The sequence below is a fragment of the Bombilactobacillus sp. ESL1187 genome (assembly GCF_058107155.1).
The window spans coordinates 1,649,628-1,663,933 of the sequence record NZ_JBYLTZ010000001.1 but is presented as its reverse complement, the minus strand read 5'-3'; the positions used below and the strand labels follow the sequence as shown (position 1 = coordinate 1,663,933).

Annotated in this window: 14 protein-coding genes; 4 read left to right on the top strand and 10 right to left on the bottom strand. The window is 38.5% G+C overall.

What is annotated here, in order from left to right:
• Positions 1 to 2: 2 nt before the first annotated feature.
• Together AC3B5B_RS07810 and AC3B5B_RS07805 are read right to left on the bottom strand one after the other, a co-directional pair.
• Positions 3 to 1,607 (bottom strand): xylulokinase, encoded by a 1,605-nt coding sequence (locus tag AC3B5B_RS07810; protein WP_489769802.1) that lies wholly within the window; start codon positions 1,605 to 1,607, stop codon positions 3 to 5.
• Positions 1,608 to 1,883: 276 nt separating this feature from the next.
• A complete protein-coding gene (locus AC3B5B_RS07805) occupies positions 1,884 to 2,972 on the bottom strand; it encodes a GntR family transcriptional regulator (RefSeq protein WP_489769801.1) in 1,089 nt (362 codons plus the stop codon).
• A gap of 126 nt (positions 2,973 to 3,098) precedes the next feature.
• Here AC3B5B_RS07805 and AC3B5B_RS07800 point away from each other — a divergent pair, with 126 nt between their 5' ends.
• On the top strand, positions 3,099 to 4,148 hold the full coding sequence (locus tag AC3B5B_RS07800) for an aldose epimerase family protein (RefSeq protein WP_489769800.1): 1,050 nt from the start codon (positions 3,099 to 3,101) through the stop codon (positions 4,146 to 4,148).
• A 170-nt stretch (positions 4,149 to 4,318) separates the two neighbouring features.
• Here AC3B5B_RS07800 and AC3B5B_RS07795 read toward each other — a convergent pair whose 3' ends face one another.
• Positions 4,319 to 5,848 carry a gluconokinase gene (locus AC3B5B_RS07795; protein ID WP_489769799.1) on the bottom strand — a complete coding sequence of 510 codons (1,530 nt, stop codon included), beginning with the start codon at positions 5,846 to 5,848 and terminating at the stop codon, positions 4,319 to 4,321.
• Between the two features lie 147 nt (positions 5,849 to 5,995).
• Between AC3B5B_RS07795 and AC3B5B_RS07790 the strand changes: the two genes are divergently transcribed.
• Positions 5,996 to 6,478 carry a hypothetical protein gene (locus tag AC3B5B_RS07790; RefSeq protein WP_489757999.1) on the top strand — a complete coding sequence of 161 codons (483 nt, stop codon included), beginning with the start codon at positions 5,996 to 5,998 and terminating at the stop codon, positions 6,476 to 6,478.
• Between the two features lie 107 nt (positions 6,479 to 6,585).
• Here the strand turns inward: AC3B5B_RS07790 and AC3B5B_RS07785 are convergent, their stop codons facing one another.
• From AC3B5B_RS07785 to AC3B5B_RS07775, 3 genes are all read right to left on the bottom strand, one after another.
• Positions 6,586 to 6,975: a MerR family transcriptional regulator gene (locus AC3B5B_RS07785; protein WP_489769798.1), complete on the bottom strand. Its 390-nt coding sequence runs from the start codon at positions 6,973 to 6,975 to the stop codon at positions 6,586 to 6,588.
• 79 nt (positions 6,976 to 7,054) lie between these two features.
• The gene (locus AC3B5B_RS07780) at positions 7,055 to 8,017 is read right to left on the bottom strand and encodes an aldo/keto reductase (RefSeq protein ID WP_489757997.1); all 963 of its coding nucleotides are present in this window, start codon (positions 8,015 to 8,017) and stop codon (positions 7,055 to 7,057) included.
• A 31-nt stretch (positions 8,018 to 8,048) separates the two neighbouring features.
• Positions 8,049 to 8,819: an SDR family oxidoreductase gene (locus AC3B5B_RS07775; protein ID WP_489769797.1), complete on the bottom strand. Its 771-nt coding sequence runs from the start codon at positions 8,817 to 8,819 to the stop codon at positions 8,049 to 8,051.
• Between the two features lie 169 nt (positions 8,820 to 8,988).
• Here AC3B5B_RS07775 and AC3B5B_RS07770 point away from each other — a divergent pair, with 169 nt between their 5' ends.
• Positions 8,989 to 9,483, top strand: coding sequence for a cupin domain-containing protein (locus tag AC3B5B_RS07770; RefSeq protein WP_489769796.1), 495 nt, complete (start codon positions 8,989 to 8,991; stop codon positions 9,481 to 9,483).
• Positions 9,484 to 9,607: 124 nt separating this feature from the next.
• Here AC3B5B_RS07770 and AC3B5B_RS07765 read toward each other — a convergent pair whose 3' ends face one another.
• Complete coding sequence (locus AC3B5B_RS07765; RefSeq protein WP_489769795.1) at positions 9,608 to 10,699, bottom strand: CAP domain-containing protein; 1,092 nt, start codon at positions 10,697 to 10,699, stop codon at positions 9,608 to 9,610.
• A 37-nt stretch (positions 10,700 to 10,736) separates the two neighbouring features.
• Positions 10,737 to 11,135, bottom strand: coding sequence for a MerR family transcriptional regulator (locus tag AC3B5B_RS07760; RefSeq protein ID WP_489757993.1), 399 nt, complete (start codon positions 11,133 to 11,135; stop codon positions 10,737 to 10,739).
• 85 nt (positions 11,136 to 11,220) lie between these two features.
• Here AC3B5B_RS07760 and AC3B5B_RS07755 point away from each other — a divergent pair, with 85 nt between their 5' ends.
• On the top strand, positions 11,221 to 12,072 hold the full coding sequence (locus AC3B5B_RS07755) for an aldo/keto reductase (RefSeq protein WP_489769794.1): 852 nt from the start codon (positions 11,221 to 11,223) through the stop codon (positions 12,070 to 12,072).
• Between the two features lie 95 nt (positions 12,073 to 12,167).
• Here AC3B5B_RS07755 and coaBC read toward each other — a convergent pair whose 3' ends face one another.
• Together coaBC and AC3B5B_RS07745 are read right to left on the bottom strand one after the other, a co-directional pair.
• Complete coding sequence (coaBC, locus tag AC3B5B_RS07750; RefSeq protein ID WP_489769793.1) at positions 12,168 to 13,379, bottom strand: bifunctional phosphopantothenoylcysteine decarboxylase/phosphopantothenate--cysteine ligase CoaBC; 1,212 nt, start codon at positions 13,377 to 13,379, stop codon at positions 12,168 to 12,170.
• Positions 13,380 to 13,400: 21 nt separating this feature from the next.
• Complete coding sequence (locus AC3B5B_RS07745) at positions 13,401 to 14,108, bottom strand: hypothetical protein (protein ID WP_489769792.1); 708 nt, start codon at positions 14,106 to 14,108, stop codon at positions 13,401 to 13,403.
• Positions 14,109 to 14,306: the final 198 nt, after the last annotated feature.

Here is a 14,306-nt window from a genome sequence, read left to right as displayed (position 1 = left end):
TTCTACTCCTTTAAATTTTTGCCTGCTAAGCGTTCGACATCCAAGCCGGCTTGATAATTATTTAAAAACTTTTGATAACCTTGAACTCCCAGCGATTCAGGACTTAGAGTCATGCTTTCTGGTTTATCAAATACTTGTTGATCCAAAAAATCCGCTAACGTTAATTGCTTGGGATTATCTGCTACATAACTAGCCAAGATTGCCATTCCCCATGGTCCACCATCTTGTGCCGTTTGCATCGTGGTAATTGGCAGATTTAGAGCATTAGCCAACACTTGCTGCGCAATAATTGGGGTCTTAAACAAACCACCTTGAGCAATCATCACATCTAACGAAATATGTTCTTCTTGTGTTAAAATATCCATTCCCATCTTTAATGGGGCAAAGGCTGCGTATAACTGTGCCAAAATAAAATTAGCCAAGTTCAATTTAGCTGCCGGCGTCCGGACAAATAATGGGCGGCCCGCAATGGTTTGTGTAATATTTTCACCCGACAAATAACTATAATTAATTAAACCGCCAGCATCAGCTTGCGCATGGGTGGTCATTAATAATAAACGTTCATATAATTGATCATTCGTTAAACTGACGCCTAATTGTTGCGCAAATTCGCCAAATAACGAAAGCCACGCATTAATATCAGACGAACAGTTATTAATGTGCACCATTGCTACAGCTGCACCACTAGGAGTAGTAACGACATCAATGTCACGATGAACTTGCTTTAACGGCTGGTCTAACACCACCATGGAAAAAGCCGAAGTTCCTACCGAAATATTACCTGTATGTTGGCGTACACTATTGGTTGCTACCATGCCTGTTCCTGCATCACCTTCAGGAGGTGCCATCAAACTACCAGCTTGTAGCTTACCACTAGGATCTAAAAACTTGGCACCTTGCTTACTTAAAGTGCCCGCTTGTTGGCCCGCAGTCAAAACTTGTGGCAAAATATCATCCAAATGCCACTGATATTGTTGCTTTAAAGGTAATTGTTCAAACAAAGTTAAATAATGTTTGTCATATTGAAGGTTTGTACTATCAATAGGAAACATGCCTGATGCATCGCCAACTCCTAAAACTTTTTGACCAGACAATTGCCAATGAACATAGCCAGCAAGTGTTGTCACAAACGCGATTTGTGCCACATGCGGTTCTTGATTTAACATTGCTTGATACAAATGAGCAATACTATAACGCTGTGGAATATTAAAATTGAACAATTCGGTTAATTCATCAGCCGCTTGTTGGGTAGAATTGTTCCGCCAAGTGCGAAATGGTACCAGTAATTGACCAGATTGATCAAAAGCCAAGTAACCATGCATCATGGCACTAACACCAATGGCTTTAATCTTAGTCAACGGAATATGATATTGGCTTTGAACCTGCGCTACTAATTGAGCATAACTAGTCTGAATACCAGTTTTAACTTCTGCCAAAGAATAGGTCCAAAGATTATCAATTAATTGATTCTCCCAATCAAAACTACCCGAAGCAATCGTTTGAAACTGTTGATCAATTAGCACCGCTTTAATCCGTGTTGAGCCCAACTCAATTCCTAAGCTCACTTCACCTGTTTTTATAGCTTGCACAGTCTCCACTAACTTCATTCCTATTTGGCCCCCTACTCCAACTAATTAGCACATTTTAAAATAGCGTTTTCATATCAACGGCTTTATTTTAAAACTATTATCCCGATAAATCAATAGCATTTAAATTTATCCGTACCATTTTTTGATTTTAATATTTTTTTAGCAAAGTTAAATATAGTAAATGCTTAAAAATCAAAGCTTGATTTATCCGGAATAATATACTAACGTTTAGATAGCGCTTACCATGATGCTTTCAATAGCCAAAAACAAAATAAACAGTAAAGCCCGAAGACCTTACTGTTTATCAGATGCTATTGTTGTAACAGATTGCCGCTTGATTAAGCGTGGATGGTATTGAACAGATTGGACAGTTTTCTTTTGTAGTAATTGTAATAGCATTTTACCAGCATCTTCACCCATTTGTTCTTTTTCATGCTTGACAGTTGTTAGAGCCGGATTTAAGTATTCTGACATTTGATAATCATCAAAACCCACAACTGAGTAATCTTGTGGAACTCGTAAATGTTTGGTACGCAGATAATCAATTAGCTGAATTGCTAATTCATCATTGTAACAAGCAATAGCGGTCGGTGCATGTGCTAATGCTAAATTACTATCAATGCGTTGCAAAATTTTAGTAATCTCATCTTGTGATTGATACATAATGAGATTACTTTGATAAGCAAACTGGGGGTGCTTTTGGTAAGCACGAATAAAACCTTGCATCCGTTCGACACCTTGTTGATCATCAACTTTAAATACCCCTAAAATACTACGATGTCCTAACGACAACAAATACTCTACCAATTGCTCTTCTGCGGCACTATCCGCCATAGTTAAACTGGGAAATGTCATTTCTGGATAAGTAGCATTAATAAATAATGTCGGAATATGTTGAGCTTGGATTTTTTCATATAAATCCAAATTGGCATTCGGCAAAGCACTTTGCGTTGGCTCAATAATTAGTCCTGCAACCTGTGCATCCAACAATTTGATTAAACTTTGCCGTTCTTTGGTATAAGTATTGTGAGTATTGCCAATTAGTAGAGAATAGCCGGCTTGTGATAGAATCCGATCAATTCCAGAAATAATTCTGGGAAAAATATAATCTGCAATATGGGTGGTAATCACGCCAATCAATTTACTATCAGCACTAGTTCGCCAATTCTTTTGCCAATCTTGAACAAAGGTGCCACCACCTTGAACTTTATAAACTAAATGCTGTTGTTGTAACTCGGTCATTGCTCGGCGGATAGTGTAACGTGAAACTCGAAAAGTTTGCATCAATTGCGTTTCTGTTGGCAATTTTTCATCAACCGCATATTGACCGGTTAAAATAGCAGCTTTTAATTGATCATGCACCTGCTGGTACTTATTAGTCATTATTACCACCTCTTTTTTAATCTTCATTTTTGACAATCATAGCAAATTTTGGATTGCACTAATTAATCCGTTTTATTTTAAAATAACTAGTTGTAAATCTCAATTAAATTTTTCAGGAGGTTTCCCATGTCACAAAAGCAAACAAGTTTTCAAACGACACAAACTTTATTTGATTACTATCAAGATCAACCCGTTACTAAATTTTCATTAACTAATCAAAACGGCGTCCGTTTATCAGTTTTAGACTTTGGTGCTTTAGTTTATGAAATTACTTTACCAAACGGGCAAAATCTCATTTTAAATTATCCACACACTAAAGATTACTTAGCCAATCCCTTTTATCTGGGAATGGCCATTGGACGAACAGCAGGGCGCATCAAAGATGGTCTTTTACATTTAGCAGGCCAAACGGTGCAATTACCTACTAATGAAAAGACAACCACCTTACATGGCGGTCCCCACGGTTTCAATTCTCAGTTTTGGCACGGACAAATTCAAACTAATGCTTCCGAACCCCAAATTGTTTTGCAGCATCACCAATTAAGCCAAACTGATGGTTTCCCGGGTAATTTACAAGTTCAAATCACTTATAGCTTAACCAACACCAACCGAATTAACATTAACTTTCAAGCCCACAGTGACCAACTGAGTGTGTTCAATCCGACCATGCATCTTTATTTTAACCTAGGAAACACTAATTCTATTTTAGACCATACACTTCAAATCAATAGTCAGCATGTCCTGCAATTAGATTCCCAGAAAATTCCTACTGGTCGTCTCCAACCGACCGCTAAGACTCCCTTTGACTTTCAAACACCACACTTACTCAAAACAGCCATTGCGCAATTACAAACGACTGCTGAAAAAGGCTTCGACGATCTTTTTATTGTGCAGCCAGACGCTGAACAAAAAATCGCCGAATTAACAGCCCCCAATAATCAATGTCAGATTCAATTATTTTCCCAAAGAAACGGTTTAGTTGTCTTTAGTGCCAACAGCTTTACCAAAGAGCACATGAATTTAACTCGCACCCATGGTGTCGGCATTCCCTATTTAGGATTAGCACTGGAACCCGAAACCCTACCTAGCAGCCAAAACGAGCACGTCGAAGATGCAATATTAATTCAACCCAATGAAACAAAAAATTACCAAATCGGTTATCAATTAATCTTTTAATTTTTAATTGAGTATAAACTACTAAACTACCAGTTACATTAAATTGTAACGGTAGTTTTTTTAGTCAAAAGGACGTGACCAAAAAATTTTTTTCAATTTAAGCGAACATGTTCTACTTGTAATGCGCCAAAAGTTGCTTAGAAATTAAATACTCACCATTTTTTCAAGACTTAATCTGAAGTAAGAGCGTGTCTAATTTGAAATTGTGCAAGATCAGCACATTCTGATTGTAATTGAGCACTTACTCGTTGATAAATTGGAAAGAGCTCTTGATAAACAGCAACATGATCCTTAATTGGCCTATAAGTTTTCATGGGACCAACAAACTGGGTTACCGCTGAAAAATCAGGCACCCATCCTAATGACTTCATTGCCATAACAGCGGCTCCTAAGCATGAAGATTCAAAAGCCAACGGTACAGCAACTGGTTGATCAAAGACGTCCGCCACAATTTGACAACCTAAGTTAGACTGAACAAAGCCCCCTGTGAGAATGATTTGTTGCGAAGTAACACCGACTTCACTCACTGCCTGATAAACACTATACAAATTATAAACAATGCCTTCTAAAACTGCTCGAATCATATCAGATCGCGTATGCAAAGCATTTAATCCGACAAAAGAACCTCGTGCTTGCGCGTTCCAAAGCGGAGCTCGTTCACCATTTAAAAAAGGCAGAAATAATAAACCGTTCGCTCCCACTGGTACTGTAGCAGCAATCTGCATCAATAAAGCATAGGAATCCAACTTTTCGTCAGCCTTCATATCCAATAAGTTATCCCGGGCCCACTGCCAGATATTGCCACCGTTATTTACCGGACCGCCAACTACATAATGGCTCGCATCCAATAAATAACAAAATAATCGTTGCTGAGAATCAATGACGGGGTGGTTGGTTAATATGCGAACCGCTCCTGAAGTCCCAATAGTCATGGCGACACTGTGTTCATCTAAGGCGCCCACTCCCAAATTAGATAACGCCCCATCAAAAGCCCCTTGCACAAAGATTACATCAGCTGGACAGCCAATAATTTGCGCATATTGTTGCTTTAAACCGGCAAACTGCGTTTCTGCAGCAACGATTGGTGGCAACTGATTTTGCCTAATCCCCGCTAAGTGTAATGCTGTTTGGTCCCATTGTTGTTGTTGAATGTTAAATAAACCAGTACAACTCGCAACAGAAAGATCCATTTGCCAAACACCACACAAACGATACAAAACATATTCTTTAATGCCGCAATAATAGCGGGCCTGCTGAAAAATGTGCGGTTGTTCTTCTTTCAACCACAAAATTTTACATAATAAAGACATCGGATGCAGCGGCGTTCCCGTTCGTTCATAAATTTTAGTACCCTGTAAAGACGTTTTGAGTTGTTGGGCATATTTACTAGCGCGCGTGTCATTCCATGTCATAATTCGCGTTAATGGTTGATGATATTGATCTAAAGCTATGAGACTCTGATTAGCACTCGAGAAAGCGATCGCTTGAATGTCTTGCTTATTGTTCACTGCTGCAAAAATGGTCTGTAAAACTGTCACTACTGCCTGAAAGATAATTTCAGGATCTTCTTCAGCTAAACCATTAGCTTCACGATATAAAGGATAGCCCTGATGAGCTTGACTAACTATTAGTCCTGTCCTGTCATATAAAACACCTTTAGTACTTGTAGTTCCAATATCTAACCCCACGATATAATCCATGATGATTGCTCCTTTATTTAACAATACTCCTATTTTAGTTTGACACTCCGTCTTTCAAATGCAATGACAGCAACGATTGCATTTCCTATATGCAAAGTTTAAGATACTAACCAGTAATCGTAGTAAATTATCGTTGGGGAGATTAATATGCATTTATTAACAACTTGTTTAGCTTTTGTAGGTGATTGGTTTCTGTTTATTTACCCGGTTTATCAAGCCGGCTTGGAATTACAAGATTATCGTAAATTTTTGGCAAATTACCGTGAAATTTCCATTAATGTTAAGAAAATATCGCCTTTATGGTGGTTAATTCCACCTTACAAAATTTGGTTAGAAAAAAAACGGGGCACTACTATTTTACGTCAAGCAGTTCATGATGAAAATGAATTTCATGAAGCTATGAATTTTTTAAATAAAGCTACTGCTTGGTGGTATGTAGCGTTGGCTGGTTTATTAAATAGTATCCAATCCAGTTATGAATTATGGGAATTATTTGAAATTAAATTAAATTGGATCTTTTTCTGGTTATTAATTTTACTGCTCTTCTTAGGTGGGATTATGCAAGTTTTATACCGGCTGAGTGATTGGCGCTTTCAACACATGCTTAATGTTTTTCATGCTAAAAAATAAAAAGACTAGCACCGAAGCTGGGACAAATGTGAGCATTAATTTATTGTCCGGACTTCATGGTTCTAGTCTTTTTAAATCCATCAATTTAAGTTTTTCGACACTAACTATTACTTTTTAGGAGTTCGTAGTTTATCATTTTCATACTTTAATAAACGTTGCTCATAGCCATCAATCTTTTGATCGAGTCGTTGATAAGTGGCCTGCATCCGTTGAATCTTTTGGCCCAATTCATCGCGTTGCTTGATTAAAATTTGTTTACGTTGAGGAATGGTTTGCTTCCCCTGAAAAAACAAATCAACATATTCAATGAGCGCTTTCAAGGATATTCCCGCAGCGCGAAACTGTTTAGCCAAATAAATCCAATTAACATCTTCGGTTTGATAATCACGGTAGTGATTATTCTTTCTAGTAACTGGCGGAATAGCCCCCACTTTTTCCCAATAACGAATTGTATCAATATTGACGCCAGTTTTTTGACTGACTTGTTTTATGTTCATTTGACTAACCACCAATCATTAATATATCTAGCATAACACAAGCAACTAATGATCTAGGGCTCCCTTTACTCATTATCCTCTAAAAATGCGCTTCATTAATATTCATTTGATCTAATTCATGATTAATTTGTTGCATTTCACTAGTTGATAATTCCACTTCACTTGCACCTAAGTTTTCTGCCAAACGTTTCATTTTGGTGGTACCAGGAATGGGAACAATATAATCTTTTTGCGCAATTTCCCAAGCTAAAACTATTTGCGCAGAAGTCGCATGTTTTTGTGCCGCTAATTGTTGTAACAAGTCTAAAACGACTTGATTTTGTTTCATGACTTCTGGTTTAAAGCGACTCATCGTATTTCGAAAATCACCTGCGGCATATTTTTCACCTGGTTGATACTTGCCACTTAAAAAACCGTTGCCTAACGGACTGTAAGCCACAAAGCCAATACCTAATTGTTCACACAAAGCAAACAATTCTGTTTCTGGCTTACGATAAACCATTGAATACTGATTTTCCATGGCAGTTAAAGGTGAAACTTGATGTGCTCGCTTAATATAATCTATCGGTGCATTGGACACACCCCAATGTAAAATCTTACCTTCTTTAATTAAGTCATTCATAACTTCCGCCACTGTTTCTGGAGCAACGTTAGGATCAACACGATGTTGGTACAACAAATCAATATGGTCTGTTTGTAAGCGTTTAAGTGATTGTTCCACTTGCTGATGAATTGAGTCCGGTTGACTGTCCAAAACATTCGTTGGCTGACCATCAATGACTTTTTGTCCCGTGATGCCAAACTTCGTGGCAATGATGGCTTGATTGCGAATCGGCTTTAGAGCCGCTCCCAATAATTTTTCATTACCTGGGCCATAAACTGGCGCTGTATCAAAGAAATTACCCCCTAGCTCAACTGAACGCCGAATTAATTCGATCATTTGTTGGCGATCTGCTTGCGGACCGTAAGCATGATCCATGCCCATAATTCCCAAGCCAATTGCTGGAACGCGTAAATCTCGTCCTAAAATGCGTGTTTTCATAGTTGAAACTCCTCTTTTTATTGATTAAAATTTATAATTCATTGGCAAATACAGCTGATAAACCGCCATCAACCGTGATTTCTGTACCAGTAATAAAGGCACTTTGATCACTAGCTAAAAAGAGCACTGCTTGACTAATATCTTCAACTTGGCCTACGCGCTTTAAGGGCGTTAACTGGGCGCGGTGTTGTTGTTTAGCCTGTTCTTGTTGCGGTGAGCGTCCCAATTCTCCGGTCGCTGCTGGTGTGGAGACTACCCCTGGACTAACAGCATTAACGCGAATTTGTCGGTCTTGTAAATCAGCCGTCCAACTATGAATAAAAGAACGCACTGCAGCTTTAGAAGCGGCATATAAACTAAAATTCGGAATTCCTAAATTAGCGGTAACTGACGTATTTAAAATAATTGAAGCGCCTGTCGTCAATAATGGTAAGACGGCTTGCACTGTTAAAATCGTTCCTTTGACGTTCGTGTTTAAAACTTGATCAATTTGCTTGGAAGTCATTTTTCCTAAAGCAATATATTGACCTACACCCGCATTGGCGAAAACAATGTCTAATTGGCCTGCTTGTTCTTGAATAGTTTGCGCAACTCGTTGCATATCGTCAAATACACTAACATCCGCCCGAACATAAGCACTGTTTTTACCAAGTTGTTGCACAGCTTGTTGGAGAACTGGTTCTCTTCTACCTGTAATATAAACGAAGGCTCCTGCTTCAACTAAAGCTTGTGCTGTTGCTAAACCAATGCCAGAATTACCTCCAGTCACCAACGCGACTTTATTAGCTAATAATTTGGTCATTACTTAATTGTTCTCCTCTCCTGTAGATTGTTATTGATTGTAAACCCTGAAGTTTACTTCAGAGCAAGTCTTTCACATTCGATTACTAATAATTATTTTTCACGGCTTTGATTTCTTGTTAGAATGTTCTTATTACTACTCATTAAATTTCAGAAGGGACGTTTGTCACTTGTCATTAAACATTTCTACAATTAAAACTGCTTTAAATTTAAATCCCCATCCTGAAGGAGGTTACTTTAAAGAAACTCAAAGAAGCTCACAATTAATCTCCACTACCCAGGGTCAACGCGCCTTATATACTTCGATTTTATTTTTATTAACGGCCAATAATCCTTCGCATTTGCACCGATTAAAATCCGATGAAACTTGGTACTATCATCTAGGTGATGCTTTAGATGTCCATTGCTTATTCCCTGATGGGAGTTACCAATTGCTTAAGATTGGTCCGGACATTCAACACGGCCAACAATTATCATATACAGTACCTAAAAATACGATTTTTGGTTCCAGTGTCGAGCAAGGATTCAGTTTGGTTAGTTGTGTCGTCGCTCCTGGTTATGATGAGCGAGATTTCGAATTATTTACTCAACAAGAATTAATTAAACAATATCCCCAGCACGCTACTTTAATTAAAAAAATGGCCTACGAACAGTTAGATTCATAGGCCTTTTGTTTATATTATAAAGTTGTGAAATTGCATTTTGTTACAACAAGTGGTTCAACTAAATCCCCCTCTTTAATTGCTGGAGATCTGAACACAACTTGGGAAAATAATTTATCGTAAACATTTAATGATCATATTTTCCTTGTGGAGCAGGAGCATTATTATAGTTATTAACTGCTGTCACTTCCGTATAATCAAAATCTGTTTGTGGCGTGGCAAATGTTTGTACGGTATACATCAGTCCCGTCGAATCGATAGCCACACCAATACCGACTTGCGTATAAAATGGGCTCAGCATATTTTTGCGGTGACCATCATTAGTGCTGTAATACTCATGAAAGAAATCGCTAGTTGCTAAAATGGCATCTTGTTGTGGCGTAGCCTGCAGTTCATTTTGATCAAGATTTTCACCCATTAAAGCATAGGAATTTTGCGGATAAACATTTTCATACCATCCATCATGGTCATCTAATTGCCCCTTAGCTGCTAAAGTTTGGGCCCGCTGCATAGAAAACTGTGTTAATGCGGTATTTTCCTGTAAACTGGCTAAATTATTTAGAGATCGTAAACGATTTAACTCTTGTAGCATGGCCTCCTTAACCACACTAGCGTCAAAATCTTGTTGGGCTTCTTGGTTAGCCGTTGGCGTGGAATGAGCCTGTGAATTATCAGTCACCACGGTGATGGGCGACATATTATTAGTAGTTGCAAAGTTCACATAGACATCCTGCGCATTGAGCCATTCGTTAGCAGCAATTTGATAGTAAGTTTGATTACGGATAGTTTTAATATGGCCTACTTTCCAATCAGAAAAATTGGCCACGGTTTGCCGTAATACTTTTTGTCCTTGGTTGTCATATAAAGCAGCTACTTTTTTCTTAGGCGTAATGACACGCGCAACATGATAGGCATACTGACTAGGAACAAAGTTATTGGTACTACTGGAACTTGGTAACCACAGATTAGGACCAATCAAATACATTTTCTGACCATTAATGACTTGAATATCACCCACGCGCCAAGAGGTCTGGGCAGCAACGGTTTTACTTAACTTATCGCCTTTACGATCAAACAATGGTGTCGTCGGTTGTTGAGTGGCAGTCGCGACTGGATAATTAAAATCAGCAGCTTGGACTGGCTGTTGGTCATGATTAAAGGCAATGATCATAAAGACCAGGCTGCTCAATAGTACTGTTAAAATCTTTTGGTGTTTCATATTAATTCTTCTTCCCAATTTAAATATTCAATCTTAATTAAGCCCATGTTTTTGGATTTAATTGATCTTGCTGCGGATTTTTTAAAGACTGTGCATAAATTTCTTTTTTGTGCTCTAAATACTGTAGCCGTTGCTTCGTTTCAACTAATTGTTCTTGGGTCTTCAGATATTGTTGTTGAATCAATTCGTAACGTTGCGGTATGGTTTGCGAACCTTGTAGACATAAATCAACATACTGTTTAACTGTCGCTACACTCAGTCCGGATTGTCTTAAATAATGGCAACCTTGTAACCAGTTTAATGAGGCTTGATCAAATAAACGTCGATTTAAATGATCACGTTGCACGGTCGGAACTAATCCCCGATCAGTGTAAAAACGGATGGTATATTCACTTAAGTTTAATTTTTTCGCGACTTGTTTAACTGTTAACAACATAGCTATTCCCCTTAATTAAAGTCTTGCATTCGTGTTACTCGAAGGTAGTAAGATAACTATACAACTAATTAAAGGAGGTTTCAAAATGACTGATATACCTAAAATTACTTTAAATAACGGTGTACAAATGCCACAGGAAGGTTTTGGGGTTTACCAAATTGCTAATGAAGCAACTCAACAAGCAGTCCTATCTGCTTTAGACATTGGCTATCGAGCAATCGACACAGCGCAAGCCTACCACAATGAGCAGGCGGTGGGCCAAGCTATTAAAGACAGTCCCATTAATCGCCAAGATCTTTTTTTAACAACTAAGGTTTGGGTTTCGAATTACGGTTATGATAAGACCAAGTCTTCCGTGGAAGAGTCATTAAACAAATTACAAACCGACTATTTAGACTTGGTATTATTACATCAAGCTTATAATGATTATTATGGTGCTTACCGCGCCCTGGAAGACTTATATCAAGCCGGTAAGATCCGGGCAATTGGCGTATCTAATTTTTACGCTGATCGTTACGTGGATTTAGTTAAATTTAATCAAGTCGTACCAGCCGTCAATCAATTGGAAACCCATGTCTTTTATCAGCGTCAGGCGGAACGACCTTATTTAAAACAACACGGTACTAAATTAGAGTCTTGGGGGCCCTTTGCTGAAGGCCGCAATAACTTCTTTCACAATGAAACTTTAATTCAAATTGGATCTAACCACCATAAAACTGCAGCGCAAGTGGCTTTACGTTATTTAACTCAAATGGGAGTCATTATTATTCCTAAATCTACCCATCCAGAACGGATGCAAGAAAACTTAGATATTTGGGACTTTGAACTAACTGCTACCGAATTCCAACAAATTCAACAACTTGACATCAATCAAAGCTTATTTTTCAATCATCGCGATCCTGAAGTGGTAGACTCCATCACGGATTTTAAACTCTAGGTACCAACTATCTGTATAGAAATTAAAAAAGCAGGACTGACTGGATCCAAGAACTGCCAATGGATTCAGAGTAGTCCTGCTTTTTTATTTTTTAACTAATTGTGCTGTTTATCATGAAACAAATGGGCTAACTGATCGACAATCAAGTCCGCAATGGCTGTTTTAGATAACAACTCCGTTGTAATCGGGGCGTGATTTTTTTGCAGCATGGTCACTTGATTGGTATCCCCGTTAAAACCCACTCCCGGTTGAGAAACATCATTAGCTACCACTAAATCTAAGTGTTTACTCTCTAATTTATGTTGCGCATTAGCCTGCAAATTCTGCGTTTCTGCCGCAAAGCCGACCGTTACTTGCTGTGGTTGTTTAATTTGAGCGACAGCTTGTAAAATATCGGAAGTTTTTTTTAATTCTAATGTCCAAGTTTGCGCGGCAGTTTTTTTAATTTTTTGTTTAGCAGTGTTAACTGGACGAAAATCAGTCACCGCCGCCGCCATCACCAGGCCATCACTTACGGGAAAATGCTTTAACACTGCTGCTTGCATTTGCGCACTGGTTTGCACTGCCACCATATCGACGCCAGCAACAGGAGCTAGTTTAGTTGGACCGCTAATTAAAGTTAACGTGGCTCCTCGTTGTCTTAAAGCTTGCGCAATCGCATAACCCATTTTACCGGATGAATCATTGGCTAAAAAGCGCACTGGATCAATCCGTTCGCGCGTACCGCCAGCTGTTACTACAATGTGTTTACCAGCTAACGCAGTTGAACGCGTTAATAAAGTTTGAATTTGAGCCATAATCTGCTCAGGTTCAGCCAGGTGTCCCTTGCCTTGATAGCCTTCTGCTAAAAAACCCACCGTGGGTTCCACTATTTGTACACCATCAGCCTGTAAGGTTTGTAAATTACGCTGAGTAGCTGGATTGAACCACATTTGATCATTCATGGCTGGTACTACCAATTTAGGTGCTTTAGTCGCTAGTAAGGTCAAACTAGCCAGATCATCTGCTAAACCGATAGCCATTTTCGCAATCAAATCTGCGCTCGCTGGGACCACTACTGCCAAGTCCGTCCATTGGGCTAATTGAACGTGTAAAACTTTATCGGCTGTAGTATCAAACATATCTGTGTAAACCGGACGCTGCGCTAAAACTTGAAAACTTAATGGGGTAACAAATTTCTCCGCAGCTTTAGTTAACACTACTTGGACTTGTGCTTGTTGTTTAATCAGCAGACGGGTCAACTCTAAGGCCCGATAAGCCGCAATACTACCTGTCACAAACAATGTAATATGTTGATTTTTTAACATTGACTTTTTCCTCAATAATCTTTAAGCAATAACCTTGGCTTGTAAGCCAAATACCACAGCCATCATAATGGCTAATTCGTAATCAATACATAACTCGCTTTGCCGCCAAGCACTAATTAACGGCGCTACTGGCGGCCAAGTTTGATGGGTTCGCTGTTCAAAAAACTTTTTGGTAATTTCGATTTGTCGCGGATCTGGCCAAATATACATGAGTTCTTCAAATGGTGACATAGCTGTCGGTGCAATTTGAACTAAAGCTTTGATCCGCTGTTGAATTACCGTTGGTAATTGACTTTTGGGACACATCAACGCTTGTTGTGGAGTTTGTTGCCAAGAAATAATCGATTGCCACAGCCGGTTTTGAGCTGCAGTTTGTGGCACAAACTTATTTTCTCGCAAGGTGACATAATGAGCAATTACTGCAACCAACACTGCGTGTTCATATTGATAACTATCAGCACTATTTTTCATTTGCCAGACAGCTTCGTCTACTTCTAACCATGGTTGGTGAAATTTGCGTTCAAAACTGGCTTTAATATCCGTAATTTGTTCTTGCTCTGGAAAAATATAAGTCATCAAAGTAAACGGCTGCAACTGTGCAAATCGTGTAAAATATTGTTTTCTTTTTTGTAATTCTAACGGTAAAGCTTGTTGTGGTGCTTGAATTTGTCCTTGATCATTAAATTGCCAATTATAGATAGCTTTATGTAAACGTGTTTTTTGATCCAAACTAACCACCTTCTTTTCTTTAAGTTTGTCCTAGGTAAAATTTTATAATCTTTTAAACTAAATAACAATCCTTTTTTACGCTGTCCAGCTGACTCAGAGCTGAGCAATTAGAACTTATTATTCATATTCAAGATAGCATTTATAACTATTTTGCAAAATCAATGAACTTTTTTTAAAAATCAAGTCATTTAAACAAGA